The sequence below is a fragment of the Ruegeria sp. ABD4_443 genome (assembly GCF_056160865.1).
The window spans coordinates 32872-51975 of sequence record NZ_JBSWYA010000011.1 but is presented as its reverse complement, the minus strand read 5'-3'; the positions used below and the strand labels follow the sequence as shown (position 1 = coordinate 51975).

The 19104-nt window shown below is 55.6% G+C and carries 14 protein-coding genes and 1 pseudogene; 6 read left to right on the top strand and 9 right to left on the bottom strand.

Going from position 1 to position 19104, the window contains the following annotated elements; all coding sequences use genetic code 11:
* Positions 1-178 precede the first annotated feature (178 nt).
* Entirely contained in the window at positions 179-1174 is a 996-nt protein-coding gene (locus ACXAG8_RS16935; RefSeq protein WP_475229599.1) for a helix-turn-helix transcriptional regulator, read from the bottom strand.
* Positions 1175-1307: 133 nt separating this feature from the next.
* Between ACXAG8_RS16935 and ACXAG8_RS16930 the strand changes: the two genes are divergently transcribed.
* Both ACXAG8_RS16930 and ACXAG8_RS16925 read left to right on the top strand, forming a co-directional pair.
* Positions 1308-2876 carry an arylsulfatase gene (locus tag ACXAG8_RS16930; protein ID WP_475229596.1) on the top strand — a complete coding sequence of 523 codons (1569 nt, stop codon included), beginning with the start codon at positions 1308-1310 and terminating at the stop codon, positions 2874-2876.
* Between the two features lie 286 nt (positions 2877-3162).
* Positions 3163-4386: a hypothetical protein gene (locus ACXAG8_RS16925; RefSeq protein ID WP_475229593.1), complete on the top strand. Its 1224-nt coding sequence runs from the start codon at positions 3163-3165 to the stop codon at positions 4384-4386.
* Here ACXAG8_RS16925 and ACXAG8_RS16920 read toward each other — a convergent pair.
* From ACXAG8_RS16920 to ACXAG8_RS16900, 5 genes and pseudogenes are all read right to left on the bottom strand, one after another.
* Positions 4331-5053 (bottom strand): annotated as a pseudogene (locus ACXAG8_RS16920) (helix-turn-helix domain-containing protein); the annotation flags it as partial. The gene ACXAG8_RS16925 and the pseudogene ACXAG8_RS16920 overlap by 56 nt on opposite strands.
* A gap of 436 nt (positions 5054-5489) precedes the next feature.
* Positions 5490-7205 (bottom strand): adenylate/guanylate cyclase domain-containing protein, encoded by a 1716-nt coding sequence (locus ACXAG8_RS16915; RefSeq protein ID WP_475229585.1) that lies wholly within the window; start codon positions 7203-7205, stop codon positions 5490-5492.
* Positions 7206-7443: 238 nt separating this feature from the next.
* Positions 7444-8451 carry an ABC transporter substrate-binding protein gene (locus tag ACXAG8_RS16910; protein WP_475229581.1) on the bottom strand — a complete coding sequence of 336 codons (1008 nt, stop codon included), beginning with the start codon at positions 8449-8451 and terminating at the stop codon, positions 7444-7446.
* Positions 8430-9779, bottom strand: coding sequence for a sensor histidine kinase (locus tag ACXAG8_RS16905; RefSeq protein WP_475229578.1), 1350 nt, complete (start codon positions 9777-9779; stop codon positions 8430-8432). Before ACXAG8_RS16905 ends, ACXAG8_RS16910 begins: the two co-directional genes overlap by 22 nt.
* On the bottom strand, positions 9772-10440 hold the full coding sequence (locus ACXAG8_RS16900; RefSeq protein WP_475229725.1) for a response regulator transcription factor: 669 nt from the start codon (positions 10438-10440) through the stop codon (positions 9772-9774). The genes ACXAG8_RS16905 and ACXAG8_RS16900 overlap by 8 nt, the downstream gene beginning before the upstream one ends.
* Positions 10441-10547: 107 nt before the next feature.
* On the opposite strand from ACXAG8_RS16900, the gene ACXAG8_RS16895 reads away from it, so the two are divergent.
* From ACXAG8_RS16895 to ACXAG8_RS16885, 3 genes are all read left to right on the top strand, one after another.
* The gene (locus ACXAG8_RS16895; protein WP_475229575.1) at positions 10548-11531 is read left to right on the top strand and encodes a Bug family tripartite tricarboxylate transporter substrate binding protein; all 984 of its coding nucleotides are present in this window, start codon (positions 10548-10550) and stop codon (positions 11529-11531) included.
* Positions 11532-11597: 66 nt separating this feature from the next.
* Positions 11598-12080 carry a tripartite tricarboxylate transporter TctB family protein gene (locus ACXAG8_RS16890; protein ID WP_475229569.1) on the top strand — a complete coding sequence of 161 codons (483 nt, stop codon included), beginning with the start codon at positions 11598-11600 and terminating at the stop codon, positions 12078-12080.
* Positions 12081-12083: 3 nt separating this feature from the next.
* Complete coding sequence (locus ACXAG8_RS16885; RefSeq protein WP_475229566.1) at positions 12084-13595, top strand: tripartite tricarboxylate transporter permease; 1512 nt, start codon at positions 12084-12086, stop codon at positions 13593-13595.
* Positions 13596-13829: 234 nt separating this feature from the next.
* Here ACXAG8_RS16885 and ACXAG8_RS16880 read toward each other — a convergent pair whose 3' ends face one another.
* The 3 genes from ACXAG8_RS16880 to ACXAG8_RS16870 form a co-directional block, all read right to left on the bottom strand.
* Positions 13830-14162 carry a DUF2267 domain-containing protein gene (locus tag ACXAG8_RS16880; protein WP_475229562.1) on the bottom strand — a complete coding sequence of 111 codons (333 nt, stop codon included), beginning with the start codon at positions 14160-14162 and terminating at the stop codon, positions 13830-13832.
* A 729-nt stretch (positions 14163-14891) separates the two neighbouring features.
* Positions 14892-16385: a DUF1254 domain-containing protein gene (locus ACXAG8_RS16875; RefSeq protein ID WP_475229559.1), complete on the bottom strand. Its 1494-nt coding sequence runs from the start codon at positions 16383-16385 to the stop codon at positions 14892-14894.
* Positions 16386-16418: 33 nt separating this feature from the next.
* A complete protein-coding gene (locus ACXAG8_RS16870; RefSeq protein ID WP_475229555.1) occupies positions 16419-17930 on the bottom strand; it encodes a DUF1214 domain-containing protein in 1512 nt (503 codons plus the stop codon).
* Between the two features lie 100 nt (positions 17931-18030).
* On the opposite strand from ACXAG8_RS16870, the gene ACXAG8_RS16865 reads away from it, so the two are divergent.
* Complete coding sequence (locus ACXAG8_RS16865) at positions 18031-19056, top strand: helix-turn-helix transcriptional regulator (RefSeq protein WP_475229552.1); 1026 nt, start codon at positions 18031-18033, stop codon at positions 19054-19056.
* The last annotated feature ends 48 nt before the right edge of the window (positions 19057-19104 follow it).

The following is a 19104-nucleotide window of genomic DNA, read 5'->3' as shown; positions in this document are numbered from 1 at the left end:
ATCACGTAAAATGGGTGAATGGAATCGACCATAGCAAGGGCCGCTATCCATCGCGATCCAGTCATCTGATAAAAATAGTCAGATGACGGTGCTGAGCCCGAAACTACCGAATGCTGCATAGCATTTGAATGGCAGCTTTCCAGAACTAGTGTCTATGAAACTGAGGTGACCAAAACCACTATCGCATATACTTTTGCCTAAATTCCTGCGGTGTTTGGCCTGTACGGGTTCTGAAGAATCGCGTGAAGGCAGGAGAATTGGCATAGCCCAATTCAAAGGAGATCTCGGTTATCGAGATTGAGAGGTCAGTAAGCATCGCCTCAGCTTTTGAAAGGCGTGCGTCTGAGACCAACTGACGGTGAGAAAGGCCCAACCATTTGAGATGCCTTCGATAAGTGCGAGCACTCATTCCAAATGCTCTGGCCATGCTCTCCGTCAAGCATTCTGGTGCCGCACGACCAAGGAAAGTCTCAAGACAAGCACGCATCGAATAGACACCTGCTTCCTGCATGCCAACATTCGTACCCGTAGCTTCACCGTTGCGAACTATGCCGCTGGTCCCGCCAAGCAGTTCATCCAAATCGAAAGCCAAGCCCATTGTGTGTTGGCTGAGAGTTATTGGCAGTTCACGCCATGCGCCTGGAAGGTCCTCTTTTTGAACATGGCTGGACAATCGCAGAGCACGAGGCCTGACCTTGCGGCCGACAACCCGCCGCACCGATTGCAATCCAACTTCCAGGTTATATTGCTGCACTGGCCAATTGTCAGTGAAGTCGGTGGTGCCCGCCGTACGCAACAACCATATTCGTGCGCCATCGCGCTCGGTCAGGAAGGCCGCGCCATAGAGAATTGCGGAGATGCGTCGTGCGATGTGCTCGACCGCTTCGACACCGGTTATTGAACGTGAAAGGGCAATATTGGCCACAGATGTCTGCTCTGACGCGTATGGTGTTCGGAGAGTCTCTATAAAATAAGTCGGGTGTTTGATATGGCGGTCGAGCTTTACCATGAACTTCTCGGCGGCGCGCAATGAAATGATGCCGCGGGGCTGAGAAACAATGGATCCTGGCAGTCCCGCATCCTCAGCCAACCGCTCAACTTTCGACAGCGGCAACGGAACGGCGTCAAAAAAGGGTTGCGCAACCGACGCTTGGACCGAAGCAAATGGCGTCATAGCAGGCCCCCACTGCAAATCTTCTGGCGACGGCTTCCATCGGCCTGACAAACGGACGTGGCCGGAAATGGTAAGCAGAACCACCAGAGAATGGCTAACATGCTAGCACAGTTTGTTTATTAGGGAAGCAGATATGAAACCGAATAAGAACGCGAAACTGCTGTGCGTAGCGGCGGTTTCAGGAATCTCGATGATCGCTGCGGCGCTGCCTGCGCTGGCCCAGGAACAACCTAATATTCTTGTCATCTGGGGCGATGACATCGGCCAATTCAACATCTCCGCATACAACAATGGCATCATGGGATACCGCACCCCAAACATAGACCGACTTGCGGATGAAGGCGCAATGTTCACGGATTGGTATGGCGAGCAAAGCTGCACTGCAGGTCGCGCTGCTTTCATAACGGGTCAATCTCCGATCCGGTCCGGGCTGACAAAAGTAGGCCTTCCAGGCGCTCCAGAGGGTATGGACAAACGCGACCCCACCATTGCGACGGTTCTAAGCGCGCAAGGCTATGCAACGGGTCAGTTTGGCAAGAACCACTTGGGTGATCGGGACGAGCACTTGCCCACCAATCACGGCTTTGACCTGTTCTTCGGCAACCTTTATCACCTGAATGCGGAAGAAGAGCCCGAGAATGTCGACTATCCCCGCGACCTGGTTTTGGCAGATGGCCAAAGCTTTACGGATGTCTTCGGCCCTCGTGGGGTAATCCGCTCGTCAGCAGATGGGCAAATCGAGGACACCGGCCCTCTGACGCGTAAGCGCATGGAAACCGTCGATGAAGAAACGCTTGTTGCAGCATTGGACTTTATGGATTCTGCCGTTGAGCAACAAAAGCCTTTCTTCATCTGGTGGAATTCCACCCGTATGCATGTCTTCACGCACCTCAAGGAGGAAAGCGAAGGCGTTACGGGGCAGGGCATCTATGCCGATGGCATGGTTGAACATGACGGCCATGTCGGGCAGTTGCTGGACAAACTCGACGAGCTTGGCATCGCAGAAAATACCATCGTGATGTACTCAACTGACAACGGGGCAGAGACCTTCACTTGGCCCGATGGCGGCACCACCATGTTTAGAGGTGAGAAAAACACCCAGTGGGAGGGCGGTTTCCGTGTGCCGACAATGATCCGCTGGCCGGGCGTGACTGAACCGGGCACGATCATCAACGAGATCGGCGCGCATAACGACATGTTCACCACACTAGCAGGAGCCGTGGGACAAACTGAGATCAAGCAGCAGTTGCTGAGCGGGGTAACTATCGGCAACAAAGAATACAAGGTACACTTGGACGGGTATGATCTGGGCCCCGCGTTGCGGGGTGAGGCGGACTGGCCGCGCAACGAGTTCATCTACTGGACAGATGATGGCTCCGTGGCGGCACTGCGGCGCGGAGATTGGAAAATCAATTTCCTTGAGCAGGAAGCCCACGGCTTCGATGTCTGGTCTGAACCTTTCAAGGTTTTACGTTTCCCCGCACTAACGAACCTGCGCATGGATCCCTTTGAACGAGCCAAGGAAGAAAACGCGATGGGTTATGTACGCTGGGCGGCCGAGCGTATGTATGTAATCGCGCCTGCCTCAGCTTACGTCGCACAATGGCTTCAGAGCTTTGAAGAATACCCACCACGCCAAGCGCCGGGCAGCTTCAACCTTGAGAATGTCATGGACATGGTTATGGCGGGTTCAAACCAATAATTCACCTGCCGATTGCTTAGCCCAGGTGCGAAGGCGACCTCTATATGGTCGCCTTCGTCACCGAGTATCCAAAGGACAAAGAGGGGCGCGGCATCTTCTTACTCGGCAAAGTCGTTCAAGTGGTGAAGCTGAATAATTGCGTGGGGCTCGTTCGAAAAAGCATACAACAAAGAAGAAATGACTTCGCAGTTTGTTTTTAAAAGAATGATTACTAAAGTTGATTGCAGTCTGACGAAGCTAAATTTGAACTCACAACTGCCCGTAATTTCTCAATAGCATGGTAGCTATGCCGGAAGCGCTCTCAAAAACTGACCTGATAAAACTGACGCAGCAGATACAGAGGGGTGAACGCGTGGCTGCGGAAAGCGTCCCTGTTTTTCTGGAGCATAAATTCCCGGAAAATACTTCTTTTGGGAGGTTCATGTTAAAAGTTGCCGGTTGGATATCTTTGTTTTTCGCCTCAGTTCTGGTGATCTTTCCTGAAGTCGGCGAGAAATTGATAGAAATCCTTCCTGATTTTTTCTTGCTGCCGGAACGACTGGCGAAAGCTCTGGATTATCTATGGGGCCTCGTTGGTAAACCGGTGAAAAAACAGCACCTTATGTATCATTTGCCAAACATAATAATCTACGCATTTGGGGTGGCGGGGATTCGATTGCTTTGGCGGAAAATTCACAGGAATAACTGGAAGGACCAAGTCGAGGATGCCCAGAAGAAGCTCAAAACCCAGATCGAAGAGGGTACAGGACGGTTCAGTTTTCACGCTGGTTTCTCTCTTCTGTTTGTTGGGGAGGGCGACCGAATTGCCAAAAGTCTTGTGTTAGACGATCCGTTTGTTGGCCCTACGATTTCTTCGAAAAGACCTGATTTTTCCCCTCTTTGGGGAACCTTAACTCCGGGCGACGGCGATGGTGGCTTAGAGCGTGTGTTGGAACAGTTCAATTCTCACGAGGCAGGTGAGTACTTATTGTTCCCCGTCGTTGATACGCACCTGTTTTTGCCTGGCCCAAAAGAGTACGACGTGCCACCACATCGCATAGAAATAGCGGTTCGGCGAATTAGAGAGTTTGAGAAATCAAAAGGTTGGAAGAAGAAACGAATACTGATCGTCGGAGATCGAGAACAAACAAGCCAATTCGCAACCACTTCAGGGGACGGGATTTTCAGTTCGGAACATGACACCGTAACGTTGCAAACAATTGCTGAGAAGTATGAGAATATTTCTCTAGTCGACCCCACGGATGTCACTCTGCGAAGGATTGTCGATATTGCAGACGGACGCCACATACTATTTCGAGCATCGACAGAAGGGATGGAAAAGTATGGCTCTGCATTCTACCACAGATTGTCGCGTCTTGGCTATGAGCCCAAGCGCGATGGTGTCCGTCGTCAGAGATTTTGGGACAGATGGCGCTCTGATCTAAGAGAGAGCGTGGCTCATCTGGTTGGATTGATTATGCGGCGGATTTGCGGTGAAGCAAGCGCCGGGTTTCGATGGTCTTTCGCTTGATCCTTTCTCGTTGTTTTAGAATGATCTGTCCGCGTCCGAAGTAGACATCAGCGGGCGTGAGGTTTTGTAAGCTTTCGTGGTAACGCCGGTGATTGTAGTGATCGACGAAAGCATCGATCTGCTGCTGAAGGTCACCGGGCAGATAGTAGTTTTCCAATAAGATGCGGTTCTTGAGAGTCTGGTGCCAGCGCTCGATCTTGCCTTGGGTTTGCGGATGGTATGGCGCCCCTCGAACATGATCCATTTTCTGATCTTCCAGCCATTGGGCAAGCTCACCAGAGATGTAGCTGGACCCGTGACGGCGTGGGTCTACGATCTTCAAGCGCCTCGGGGCCGCCGACGAGATATCGGTCGTACCAGCGATAGAAGGTGGTCTTCGGAATGCCCAGCTTTTCCAAAGTGCGTTTGGTCGGCAGATGCGATTGCTCAACCAAGCGGATGATTTCCAGTTTTTCGGATGCAGGATACCTCATTCATCGTCGTCCCCATCCGCGATCATGCTTTTTTTGAGCAGCCGCAGTTCAAGAGCCTGTTCTGCCACAACTTCCTTTAGGTCACGGGCTTCCCGTCTCAGATCCTTCACTTCGGTGGCAGTTGCCGCGCGGGCCGTGTCGCCCGCCAGACGTTTCTTGCCGGCTTCCAGGAATTCCTTGGACCAGCTGTAATAGGGGTCTGCTCCGGCTGGGGGCAGAATGACACCCTAAGGTTGGAGGCCTGCCCAGGGAAAGTGATCGCAGCGACCAAAGATGAAGTATGGAAACTCATGGAGCTCCACGCGGTGGTCGCTCATGGAGAGGACCCCAGCTCGTGGGATGCCGACACTCGGGCATATCTGGAAACACTAATAAAGCCCGCTTGATCAAATAAATTAAGCTTCAAGTTCCTACGGATAATCGGCCAAAATTATCAACTTGGTTGTTTAACCGCGAAGGGCAGCTTTCGTCTGCTACTGGGAAATTGCTGGGCCCATTTGTGAGTATCCGGGTTTGGACTGCGGCCTACCGCCTAGGCGCCTAGAAGCGCACGGCCATCACGAACCCAAATCGGAAACGTGTGAGATTGGTTTGCATCACAAACCATCCTGCTACAGCGAAACCTTGCTCCTATTCAGGCAAACCGGCTAGTCGCAATGACGCACAGTCTTTCTCCAGCCTTTTTCTGTCAGAGAAAAGTTGAGTATTCGCCCAGTCCGATATGGAAAACTGAGGGCGGTATTTCATCACATTCCGTGCTTCATCGCGAGCGGCCTCAAGGTTCTCCGTCTCTACATGGACGATTACGAGGTCGAGGTGACCAAAGCCTTCAACCCTTTGACCATATTCGGTGAATGCTTTCTTGGCTTCCTCGAATTGACCGTCGAGTCGAAGGGCTAAACCCAGAACGCCTGCATACCAACCTGGATAGTGAGGGTTAAGGGTAATGGCTTGTTGTGCGACTTGGATCGCTTCATTTGCCTGGCCATTGAAAGCTAGGGTGATTGACAGTCTGGCAGCCACGTCAGCGTGGTTTGGATTCAGCGCTAGTGCCTCGTTGAACTTCTCGATAGCCGAAACCAGCTTGCCATCGATTGCATCCGCAAAACCCGCAATAGCGTGAGCCTCTGGGTTGTAGCTGTCTATTTCCAGAGCCCGCTGAGCGCAGTCACGAGCCTCCGCTAGCGCGGCACGCCGGTCAGCAACAAATCCATGTCGTGCTTCGACAGTGCAAATGAATCCCAAAGTACAATACGGAGCCGAGTAACCCGGGTCGAGTGCAATTGCCTGTTGTGCAAATCGGCGAGCGTCGGCCTGAGCTTCCCTGGTAATTCTGCGCGAAGCCTCAACGGCCTTTAGTTGAGCAGTCCACGCGCCTAGGTTATTTGTGCCGGATCCTCTGAAACGAGCCATTTCTCCCGCCAATAGTTCGACTTGAAGCTCGGTTGCAATCCTAAGTGCGATTTCATCCTGAACTTCGAATACATCTTCAATGAGGCGATCATAGCGGTCTGCCCAAATATGCATGCCGGACTTTGCATCGATTAGCTGTGCTGTGATCCTCACCCGGTTACCGCTTTGACGGACACTTCCCTCAAGAACAAGATCGACACCCTGCTCCAGACCGACCTGTTTCACGTCAACGGAGCGACCTTTGTAGACGAATGTAGAGTTACGCGCGACGACTAGTAAATTCGGGAGTTTTGATAAAGTGGTGATGATCTCTTCGGTAATTCCATCTGCAAAAAACTCCTGATCCGGGTCAGAAGAAAGATTATCGAAAGGTAAGACGCCGATTAGCAGAGACTTTGTATGGCTAGCCGGAGTTACTCGCGGTGGGGCAGAACCTGGCGGCGACCATTGGAAAACTTCTATTGGTGACGGCGCGTTCTTAAACTGTCGCTCTCCAGCGCGATAAAATTGCTCAGCGAGGCGCTCGTCAAGGCTGCGATGGACGACATCTGAAATTAACACAGCCCCTTCGTTGGAAGCCTCTTGTAGACGTGCAGATAGATTGATGCCATCGCCGAAAATGTCATCTTCGTCGAATACGACATCTCCAAGATGCACACCCACTCGTAGTTTCAATGAGGACTGAGTCGACACCTGGCTTTGAAGATCAAGGGCGCATCGTACTGCATCAGATACTGAGTTAAACTCGACTATCCATCCATCACCCATCCTCTTAACGACATTACCTCGATGATCGCTAACCAAAGGATCAAATAACTCTCGACGTAGAACACGAAGTTCGCTGAGAGTCCTATTTTCATCTGCCTTAATCTGGCCTGAGTAGTTTACTACATCTGCCGAGAGTACTGCGGAAAGTCTGCGGTCTCCATTCATGTCTATTGGTAACGCAAATTACGCTGCTTGGAAAAGACAACATGATTTCCTGAACGTCGCGCATGTCCTAGTGAACGGTTTGGTGCAAAACTGAAAAGCTTGACTGTGAATGCCTGCTTCGGGCTGGACCTGCCAAACATGCAAGCTGCGGAGAATGGCCGCTTCGAGCCCAATGTGACTGATGCTGCAGGATCAACCAAAGTCCGGAAACCGGAAAACTACAAAACGCTGAACGACATTAGTTTTGTATCAACGCATCTTCCCATTCCGAAAGAAACTTGCTTCGCTTCAGTGCATCAAGGAATGTCATCAAGGCCGGTTCCAGGGCAATGGTCGCGCGTTCGGTGCCGTTCTCTCTATCTCGAAGCGGTGGCAGTAAACGGGCTGCATCCGTTGGACTGGATTGATAAGTGACCAGAAACTGAATGAACCGCTGGGCTGCCACCGGTTCGTCAGTTTTCCCCGAGACCAATGCCGTCCGCATCATTGTTGTCGGAAAGTCCGAGGGCAGCACGATTTCAAGGGTATTCTGGCTTTCGGCGCGCGCTCCGGCATAGCTGCCAAGCACGTTGTAGGCGACCGCGATGGTTCCGTTGGTAAGGTCGTCGATCATCTCGCCAGAACAGCAATAGAGCCGGGCATCAAGCCCGCCCATCACTTCCATCAGGCGCCAGAAGGTCTCGGACGCCCGCGCGTCCTGTGTCGCGAAGAGATATCCCAGCCCTGATTGACGAACGTCGTAAGTGCCGATGCGACCTCGAAATACATCGGGGCGCGCACGCAATGCCTCGATCAGCTCTTGCCGGGATTCAGGGATCGGTAGCCCCTCAAAAGCGGCCCGATTTATGACAATAGCGGCCGGTTCTGAGGTGAAGGCGAACAAGCTTTGCCGCCATTGCGCCCAATCCGGGTGCGAAACGCCTTCCAGTTCCAGTGCATAACCGTCGTTCGTTACCTTGAATTGCAAGTCCATGGCGCTGGAAACCGCGATGTCGAATGCGTCGGGCGTCTTCCGAAATCGCCGGTCGATATCCGCGGTGCCGGTGACCAGATACTCGATGGTGATATCCGGATTTTGGGAGACGAAAGCCTCGATCAACGGTGCAAACAAATCTGTATCCGTGCTTGAGATGATACGCAGGGTCGTTGTCGCTTGTGCTGCGTTGAAGACTTGCCGATCTTCCCAATCCTGCGCCCATCCGGCGTGACAGAGGAAGACCAGACCTAAAGCGACAAGGTTACGCACGCGCCGCCCTCCAGTTGGTTTTTTAGGTCGATCCCGCCGCCATGGGCCATGGCGACATCTCGGGCAATGGTCAGCCCCAGGCCCGAGCCGATCGTATCTTTCGCATTTGCCCCCCGCTGAAAACGGCTGGTCAGGGTCTCGATCTCGTTTGTTGGAAAGCCGGGGCCGTGATCGCAGATCGTGATCCGCGGTCCGGGGCTTTTGGAAACGGTGATCTCGATAGAGCTTTCTGCGGGACCGTATTTCATCGCATTGTCGATCAGGTTGCGCACGGCGTTCTGGATCAGGACAGGGTCGCCCAAGTAAGGCACGCAGGGATCACCCAGCAGCGAAATTGATAGGTCTTTCATTTCCGCGATCGGAGTCATTCTCTGAATAAGGTCGCGCACCAGATCGACCAGGTCGATCTCGTCCCGTTCTAAATGGTCCGCCCGAAACGTGATCATCGCGTGATCCAGAAGTTGGCCTGCTGCGCGCGAGCTTTCATCAATCGCTTTCACCATCGACCGCATGGCCTCGCGATTTTCTTCCTTTTCGACACGATGCAATGTCGCTTCGGCATAGGATCGAACTGTTGCCAGCGGCGTTCGAACACGATGGGCTGCTTCCGCAATGAAGTCTTCCGACTGGCTGAGGGATTGATCCAACCGCCCCATCAACGAATTCAGCGAACTGACCAAGGGTACCATTTCCCGAGGGACAGGCTTTGTGAAGGGGCTCAAGTCCTGCGGGCCCCGTCTGGTGACCGAGGTTGTAAGCTTGCCAAGCTGTCCGATGGTGGTTGAGGTCGCCCAAACGGACAGAGCCACCGCCAATGCAAAAAACCCGATGCCCAAAAGGGCCGCGTTGCGGGAGATCTGATCAAGCGTTTCTGAAAGTTCGTCTTGGGTTTGGGCTAGAACGATTTGAATTTCGGTGCGTCGACCGGCACCGATCAAGGTGCGGCTTGCGCTGACTCTTCGGACCTTCGAGCCGCGTATCTGATCGGTTTGAAAGGTCTGACTGTCGAAGAGTGCCAATTCTTCATAGCCGGACAGGAATTCACCGTCCTGCAACACCGCGTAGAACACACGGTCGTCTGCCGCGGTGCTGAGCATTGAAAAGGCCGAATACGGCAGGTCGAGTTCAACCGCACCGTTTCGGATCGTGGCGGCGTCAAGCATGGACGTGGCCGAGGCCTCAAGAATGTTGTCCTGCCCTTGCTGCGCGACCTGCACCGCATAGTTTCGCACGGCGAAGAACAAAAGCAACGCGAGGATTGCAGCACCGCCGATCAGGGTCAGCACAAGCCGGTTTCTGAGTGATCCTGAAACCGCAAGACTATCCATCGTGGTCCAATCTATACCCCAGACCCCGCAGTGTTGTGATCCTTACCTTTGACGCTGACAGGTGTTTGCGCAGGCGTCCGATGTAAACTTCAATCGCGTTTTCCGACACGTCCTCCTCGTATGAAAACAGTCGGTCGGCCAACTTGTTTTTTGAAAATATCTGACCTGGCGCACTCAGGAACAGTTCAAGCAGTCGCAGCTCGCGATTGCGCATCGTGACAGCGTGGCCCCCGACAGTAAGGTTTCCCGCGACCGGATCGAAAACAACGCCACAGAGTTCAATTTGCGTTTTGGCATTGCCAGTTCTTCGACGCAAAACGGCGCGGCATCTGGCTTCGAGTTCGGCGTGATCGAAAGGTTTGGTGACATAGTCATCCGCCCCCAAATCAAGTGAACCGATTCGATCCGAAACCTGGCTGCGTGCCGTCAAAACGATTACTGGCGTGTCAAGATTGGTCGCCCGATGCCGCTTCAGGAAAGTGCGTCCATCACCATCGGGGAGATTGATATCCAACAGGATCAGATCATATTCGCCAGTCGCGACAAAGTCTGAGGCTTCCTCAATTTTCTCAGCATGATCAATGACATGACCATCCTGACGCATGCGCGCTGCGATGGCGTTTGCAAGATCAAGATTGTCTTCGACAAGAAGGAACTTCATGGGGTCCGGCGCGTTTTTTTCCATGTGACAGGTCTGTGTCAGGTTGGCATGCATCTATTCCTATCAACTGATCCGTGCAGCGGACGGTTGTCAAATGGGAGGACAATATGTCGAATTTCAAACTGGGCCGCCGGGCCCTCATCGCGGCTGTTGCCGCTTTTGGTCTGGCAGGCCCCGCTGCTGCCGATGGCCACCAGGTTCTGGACAGCGTTCACTTTCTTATCCCCGGCGGCGCCGGCGGCGGCTGGGACGGCACAGCACGCGGCACGGGCGAGGCCCTGACCGAAGCGGGCCTTGTCGGAACCGCGTCTTACGAAAACATGTCTGGCGGCGGCGGCGGCAAAGCCATCGGGTACCTGATCGAAAACGCTGAAAGCAACCACGGCACGCTGATGGTCAATTCGACCCCCATCGTGATCCGCTCGCTGACAGGCGTGTTCCCGCACAACTTCCGCGACCTGACGCTGGTGTCCGGCACCATCGGTGACTATGCAGCCATCGTCGTCGGCAAGGACAGCCCGATCAACTCGATGGAAGACCTGCTTGCGGCCTATGACGCTGATCCGAGTGCAACTGCAATCGGTGGCGGTTCGGTTCCTGGCGGCATGGACCACCTGGTTGCCGCCATGGTGATGGAAGCTGCGGGCAAGGATGCCCTCGGCGTCAAGTACATCCCCTATGACGCGGGCGGCAAGGCCATGGCAGCTCTGCTGTCGGGCGAGATTGCAGCTCTGTCGACCGGTTTCTCGGAAGCCGTCGATCTGGCCAATGCAGGCGAAGTGAAAATCATCGGCGTCACCGCTGACGAACGCGTCGATGCGGCCCCTGATGCGATGACCATGAAGGAACAGGGCATCGACACTACCTTCGTCAACTGGCGCGGGTTCTTCGCAGCTCCGGGCTTGCCGGATGACAAACTGGCCATGTACCAGGATGCCATCGCCAAGATGTATGACACCCCCGAATGGGAAGCCGTGCGCACACGCAATGGCTGGGTCAACATCCACAACTCCGGCGACGACTTCCTGACCTTCCTTGAGGCACAGGAAAAGGTCATCGGCGACCTGATGAAAAAGCTAGGCTTCCTCTAAGTGGGCCAAAAACGAAAGGATCGGAGCGGTCGCCGCTCTGATCCAGCCAATCTTTGGGAGGGGAAAATGGCTCTGGATCGCTGGATAGCGCTTGTTCTGTTGGGGATATGTCTGGCGTACGGCTATGCGGCCTGGTTCACGATGGATGGCACCCTGGCCCCCTTCATGAAACGCAATCCGATCTGGCCAAGCACCTTCCCCAAAGTCCTGTCTGTCCTCGGAATCCTCGCGACGCTGATTATCCTGCTGGGGTTTGAGAAAAGCACACCCAAAGAGGCGGACATCGACTATCGGCGGCTTGGTGAATACCACATTGGTCAAGCTGTGCTGCTGTTGGGTCTGATGATCGCCTACGCGCTGTGCTTGCGTCCTTTGGGCTTTCTCATCTCGACATCGGCGTTTCTTATTCTCGGCTCGTACATCCTGGGCGAACGGAAGTGGCACATCATGCTGCCTGTCGCGCTGATTGCGACAGCTTCGGTCTGGTATCTGGTGCAGGAAGTTCTTGGCATCTATATGCGCCCGCTGCCGGGCTTTCTGGGAGGCTGACATATGCTTGAAGGACTGCTGATCGGCCTCACCACCGCCCTGTCCATCCAAAACCTGCTGATGGTTATCGCGGGCTGTCTTATCGGTACTTTCATCGGCATGTTGCCGGGGTTGGGCCCGATGTCCATCATCGCCATCATGATCCCCGTCGCCATTTCCATGGGCGACCCGTCGGCCGCACTGATCCTGCTGGCGGGCGTCTACTACGGGGCGATTTTCGGCGGCTCAACCTCGTCGATACTCCTAAACGCGCCAGGCGTTGCGGGCACCGTCGCGTCGAGCTTCGATGGCTACCCCATGGCGCGACAAGGCAAGGCAGGAAAAGCCCTGACTATCGCGGCCATCTCCAGCTTTGCAGGCGGGACGATTGGCGCACTGCTTCTCATGATCTTCGCGCCAGCGCTGTCGTCGGTCGCGCTTTTGTTCCATTCCGCTGAATATTTCGCCCTGATGGTTGTGGGTCTGTCCGCGATAGCCGCCTTTGCAGGCACGGGCCAAGTGGCAAAGGCGATGATCATGACCATCCTCGGCCTGATCATGGCGACCGTCGGAGAAGGGGCACTGTTCAACCTTCCGCGCTTCACCATGGGCATCATGGACCTTCAATCCGGGTTTGGTTTCATCACGCTGGCCATGGCCATGTTCGCCTTGCCGGAAGCCCTGTTTCTGGTGTTGAAGTCGAAGGATCTGCAAGGCGACGACGGCGAAATCAAAGACCTTCGCATCACGGCGTCTGAAGCCAAGGCCATTGCGCCTGTCATTGGGCGGCAATCGCTGCAAGGGTTCTTTGTCGGGGTGTTGCCGGGCGCAGGGGCCACGATCGCCAGCTTTCTGGGCTATGCGGTTGAACGCAACATTGCGCCGAAAGATGAGCAAGATGAGTTCGGCAAAGGTTCGATCAAGGGCCTTGCCGCTCCGGAAACTGCGAACAACGCAGCCTGCACCGGCTCCTTTGTCCCGCTCCTCACGCTTGGCATTCCCGGCTCGGGTACTACGGCCATCCTATTGGGCGCACTTATCGCTTTGAACGTCACGCCCGGTCCGCGACTGATGATCGACGAGCCCCAAATTTTCTGGGCTGTCATCATGTCGATGTTCATCGGCAACCTTGTGCTGCTGATCCTCAACCTGCCGCTGATTCCGTACATCGCCAAGGTTCTTGCGGTGCCGCGGAACTACCTGATCCCGTTCATTCTGTTTTTCACGCTAATGGGCGCCTACATCGGTCAGAACAACGCCACCGAACTTTTGCTGCTGGTCGGATTCGGAATTTGTGCCACCGCGCTGAAGTTCGCGGACTACCCGCTTGCCCCGCTGCTGATCGGCTTCATTCTGGGGGGCATGATGGAAGACAACTTCGCGCGCTCAATGCAGCTTTATGATGGAGTTGCCTTCATCTGGGAGCGTCCGATGACGCTGGCGCTTTTGGTTATCGCTGCAATTCTGGTCGTGCTACCAAGCTATCGTGCACGGCGTGCGAAAGCCCGGGCAATGGGCGTTGCCGAGGGCGACTGAGCATCCTTGATTTGGTCCATGCCGGACTTGGAGTTCAGCCAATTCATGCGTTGGAAATTCCATTGCAGAACAGCGAAAGCAGACTTTGGTTTCCTTCCCTGCAAGGTCGGCAAAGTCCGCACTTTTCGAGTTGGTGCGCTGCGCAGCGAACGGCATACCCTCCCAGACCAGCCGCTCGTAGATCATGCAGCGAAGGTGTCAGAAGAGCCCAAGTCACCGAATGCTGCGTCGCAACTAGATTATTCGTTGTTCAAGTTCCGAAGCGTCATCCACGTCGACGTGCCAGAATGCGTCTGATCCTTCGGGCATTTTCTGAAGCACACGCTCGAAGTCTCTTTTGTTCGTGCAGCGCCGGATCGCCCATGCAGTTGCTTCGATCGCATTGTCCGGGGTCAAGTTGTGGTTCACGCGAACCTGCTTTACTTCGCTCGTCAGTTCAGTCCGCTCGGAGAAGCGAGCAGGATGCGCCGCAGGTTCCCAATTGTTCACGAAAATCGCACGAAGCACACTTGGCAGAACCGACGCGAAGTCCAAGCCCTGTTGTGCAGTCAGGCGACGGCGAAACACCTAGTGTACTGCGTCAACGGCGGTGTAGGTCATGTTGTCTGACTCTAGACACATGCGCTCTTTCGCATCATCGAGAAACGCTCTCCATTCCTTTGACGCGTGTCTATATGTCCATGGCATGGGCATGTGAGGTTTCGTTCCTGAGAAATTCCAACAAGGAAAGCCTACCAAATCTGGTTCCGAGCTGTCGATAAATGAACGGCAGCTCCGTCCGCACAGCCGTCATTGAAGATGCCAGAACCGGTTAAATGCCCAACCAAAACCGTCAGATGTCAGCTTCGAGCCCGACCCGGCCATTTTGTTTTTATGCTGCGTGCGCTCGCAGCGGGAGAAATGCGGCATGAGCGAAAAACTTCATGCTGTCGCGCAGCAGAACAACCGGCCATTCGTGCAGGTGGCAGCATCGATCAAGCGGCGAACTTACAGGTCGCGGGACACTGCGGCCGGTCGACCTCCTTTAGCGAACAGCTGGTGTCTGCCCTTATCGTCCGAGTGGCATGGGGCTGACCGCAACAAAGATCAAATTGCTGCAGGCGCAAGCGAGAGCGTCGGGCAGCCCCGAAAACGGCCGCTCATGAGCAAATTTCGCGACTTAATGCATCAGGCGGCCGAGTCGAGCCCGAAGCCGTCGACAATCAGACGACGCCGCCGAGGCAGCGCCGCGCTTTAATCTCAGTCAGCGTTCGAGTGATGAACTCAATTGTGGACGACTCAAATGGACGTTTTGGGCTATTCCACCAGTTCCAGATCGCCAGGACGCCAAGTCTTGTCGAACCATGGTTCGAGTGGACCATAAAGGCGCATCATGACATTGAAGCTCTGGCCCGGCATCGTCTGCGCCCAGTTGTTTTCCCAACCTTCGGGCGCTTCCGGCCCGAAATAGATGGAGACGCTTCCGTCGTCATTGGCCTTCAGCCCCGGACGGTTCGAGTCGATGCCACCGGACTGCTGATCGGTTTCCAAAATGGACCGCGTCTGGCCGCTGTAGAGCATGAAGGATGCAAAGTTCTTGGCGGGAACGGGTGCGGGCAATGTCACCTTGTAGGTCTTGCTGCCATCAAGGTAGGCGCCGTCTTTGTCGCGCGCGGTCATTGCGTAGACCGAACCGGTTCCAACGGGCGGGGATGTCATCGCCGGGGTGATGCCTGTCGCCATGTAGAAGAAGTAGGTCCTGTCATCGAGGATGCGTGCGCCGTCTTCGAGGAACAGGTAGCTCTGGCGCTGGAATGGTGAGTTCCACTGCCGGTCTTCATAGAAGAACACGCCCGGATCGCGGGAGGCATAGGTGATCGCGCGGGCCGTTGCGTTGGCGATTGCGGCGGCTTCCCTGTAGATGCCCTGCATCCGTTCATCCGGTTGGAAAGGCTCGCCTTTCCTGATCCCGATCGCGGCGAAGGTGCCTACGATTTCCGGGTCGAACGCACCGATGGGGTTGTTTTCCAGCGCAACGTGGATCTCTTCGAAGAACGCCTCGTTGTTCGCATGTACTGTGTTGTGCTGAACGCCCGAAATATTGAAGAAGGTTTCGGTCGGCGGGTTGTCCGCCGCGCTCAGGGGGTAGATGTTCAGCCCCGCCTTGACCTCGGCCACCGGGCCTTCCGTTTCCCCATCCGGGCCCGGAGAACGGCGCAGCAGCAGCCAGTGTTCATAGCTTTTCGTGCGCAGCTCGAAATAGCCGTCCGGCACCGGCGTTTCGTCATCATTGTGCAGAAGCAGGTATTTGCCGCCCTCGCCCTTGTCGGGGCCAAGGGCACCGATATCGGTGACGTAATCGAAGGCCGCATCATCCACCAGGCCAAGCAGGCCGGCGGGCACTTCGATCACCATCGGGCCTTCGGAAATGTCGACATTCGAACCGATGTAGATCGTCGTGGTGTTTGGGGTCAGCCAGATGGAGCGCGCGTCCAGAAGGTTTTCCGCGATGACGGCCTCGTTGGGCTGCACGCCCATGTCCTCGTAGCCCTGGAGCATGGCGCGCATCGAGGCGATTTTCATGCCATCAAGGAACGCCGTTGTTGCCCGTAGAAGATCGAGGTTGTCAAAAACCTTTTGCACGGTGTCCTCGGACGGCATGCCGTCGAAAAACTCAAGCAAGCCAAGAGTTTGGGTTTCAACCTGATCTGGCGTCAGAACATTGTCCGGGACATCCGCCTTGAATTCTTGCGCCATCGCTGGTGCTGCGAGGAAAGAGGCCGCGCAAAGGGCCAGGTGTCTTGCTTTCATGTAGTCCTCCGTTCAGGCAAGGTTTGGCCTGCTTCATTCAACTTTTTCGAGATCGCCGAGCATCCAGCCGCTCTCCAGCCAGCCCTCGCTGGGGCCGTAGAGACGGAACAGAAGAAAATAGGGCTCTGTCGTGGGGATCCAGTTGCTTTCCTGGCCCTCGGGTGCTTCCGGCCCAAAATAGATGTCGTAGGAGCCATCATCGTTGGCCTGCATCTTGTCGGCGTCCCGCGACGACAGGCCCACCGGATCCACGTTGCGGATGAAGCTCTTGGTTTCCATCGAGTAGACGATGACCGACCAGAAATCGTCTGCCGGCGTGTCGGCCGGCACATTCAGTTTGTATGTCTGGGTGTGGTCATACATCTCCCCGGCGCTGTCGCGCAGCCCGGTCAGGTAGAAGGTGCCGCCGCCAAGCTGCTTGGGCAGGTAGGTGATCCAGAAATAGCTGCCACCGGCCCGCGCATCCACGAGCACTTCCGTCTCGGTTTCATAGGGGAACCCGGCCTCGGGCTGGCCTTCTGCGAAATCCCAGATCAGCCATTGGTTCTTCATGGTGCCGTTTTCGTCGACCCACAGTGGCACCATCGCCTTGCCCGGCGTGACGAAGTAGGCCTGCATCGACGCATAGGCCAGCAACAGGCCTTCGTTCATCGCCTTCAGCTGCAGTTCGTCCGGCTCGAACGGTTTGCCCTTCTCGATCCCGAGATCTTTGAGGAAGTTCACCATCACCTTGTCCTGCGGGCGGATCGGATTGTTTTGAACGTAGTCGTTCAGATCCTCAAAGAAGGTGTGATTGTAGTAGGGCAAGGAGTCATAGGGCACCTCGGAGGCTTCGAGATACGTGTTGCGAGGCGGGTTGTCGGCCTCCGACAGGTAGTAGATCCGGATCGTCTGCGCGTAGTCGGCCGCGTCCGCGTCCGTCGCGCCGTTGGTAAGCTTGGGGCGAAACGAGAAACCGTACTCGTAAGTGTCGGTCTGAAACGGAAAGTATCCGGCGGCGGTCAGCTCCTCGACGGACATGCCGCCCTCATAACCGGGCGGCAGCATCAGGTACATGCCGCCCTCGCCCTTGTCGAACCCGTCGGGCCCCACATCGACGATCGGCACGTCCCACGCGTTCACGATGGTTCCGAAGTAGTTGACCTTCTCTGTGGCCGCCGGCACCTCGATGACGAGGGGGCCGGGCTCCGACGTCATCGACGACCACGCATAGGCAGTTACGTCATTGGCGGTCAGAAACCCGTGTTTGGAGTCAAACGGCTTGTTCAGATACACGATATCGTTGTAATCGCCGCCCAGATCGCGGCGGATGCCTTTGAGGAAATCGATCATCCCCGCAGCCGGCATCCCCCAGATCGCGGCCTGCGTGGCCCGCTGCACCATGATCTTATATTCGATGTCTTCCACTTCGGCCGAACGGGCAAGGATATCTCCCGTGTCGTTGAAGGATTGGGCAAAAGTGGGCGTAGCAACCAGTCCAAAACTCATGCCAATCGCCAGACACCGAGCCGTCACGCCGTTGCGGATTGAAGTTTGTGCGTTCATTCTTCTGCCTCCCAGTTCGTCGGCATGAGGCTTGCACACCGAACAGGCGGCTGCGTATCATTTCACGACAGGGTTTAGATTTTTCTGCAGGGGCCACGAAATGGCGCTACCACCGATGATTTCCGCCAAGGCCCTCGGCGGCATGCCTCAGTTCGTGCTTGAGGTCGCTGGCGAAAAGCTGCTTGCAGAGGCGCTCCATGCTGCGAATCTGCCCTTTCACATCGTGGAGGAAAGAGCGGGCTACATCTCCGAGCATTCACTGGCAACCTTCGTGCACAAGGCGGCGCAATCTGCGGGCCAGCAGAACATCGGGTTGCTGTGGTCACCTTACCTGACAGTGGCGGACTATGGTGCCTGGGGTCAGTACGTTCTTTCGGCGCCGACCTTGAGGCAGGCACTTGAACGCGCGTCATCGGTCATGCCGTTCCATTCCTCCGCCGACCGTGCATGGCTTGAAACAAGCGGTACACGGTCACGTTACTGCTATCACTTCGGCCTTCGTTCGCACCGCGCCTACCCCGACATCGGGTTCTCGGCGATCGGCGTGTTCCTGAGCATCTTTAGAGCCTACCTTGGCAAGGATTGGAAACCCGCTGCGATACTGCTGGACACCCCCAAGGTGCCGATGTTCACCGAGGCAGAGGACACCTACGCCTGCCCCGTGATCTGGAATGCGCCAAGGCTTGGGATCCAGTTCGAAGCGTCATGTTTGCAGGTGGAAAACTCGCCCGGGCGCACCGGGATAGCGGCGACGCTCGGCGATGTCGCGCGCGAACGGTTGGGCGGACCGCCCGAGACCATTGGCGGGCAAGTGGCCGCGCTTGTCAGGCTTCGGCTACACAGGAACGATGCGTCGATTGATGCCGTTGCACGCTCGCTGGATATCGGTGTCCGCACGCTTCAGCGAAAGCTTGAACTCGAGGGGCTGCAGTTTCGCCAGATCGTCAACGATACGCGGATTGAGCGCGCCAAGGAGTTGCTCGCCGTCGAAACCGTCTCGGCGGTGGCGTCCATGCTCGGCTACGAAACGGCCAACAACTTTAGCCGCGCATTCAAAAAGGCAACCGGGCAAGTGCCTTCGGCACATCAACACGAACTTGGCCGGCAGCACGGAGAAGCCTTTTAACGAAGCGGGGTTTTGCGCCAGCGAGGTCCACACTGCCGTCGTAGGCCA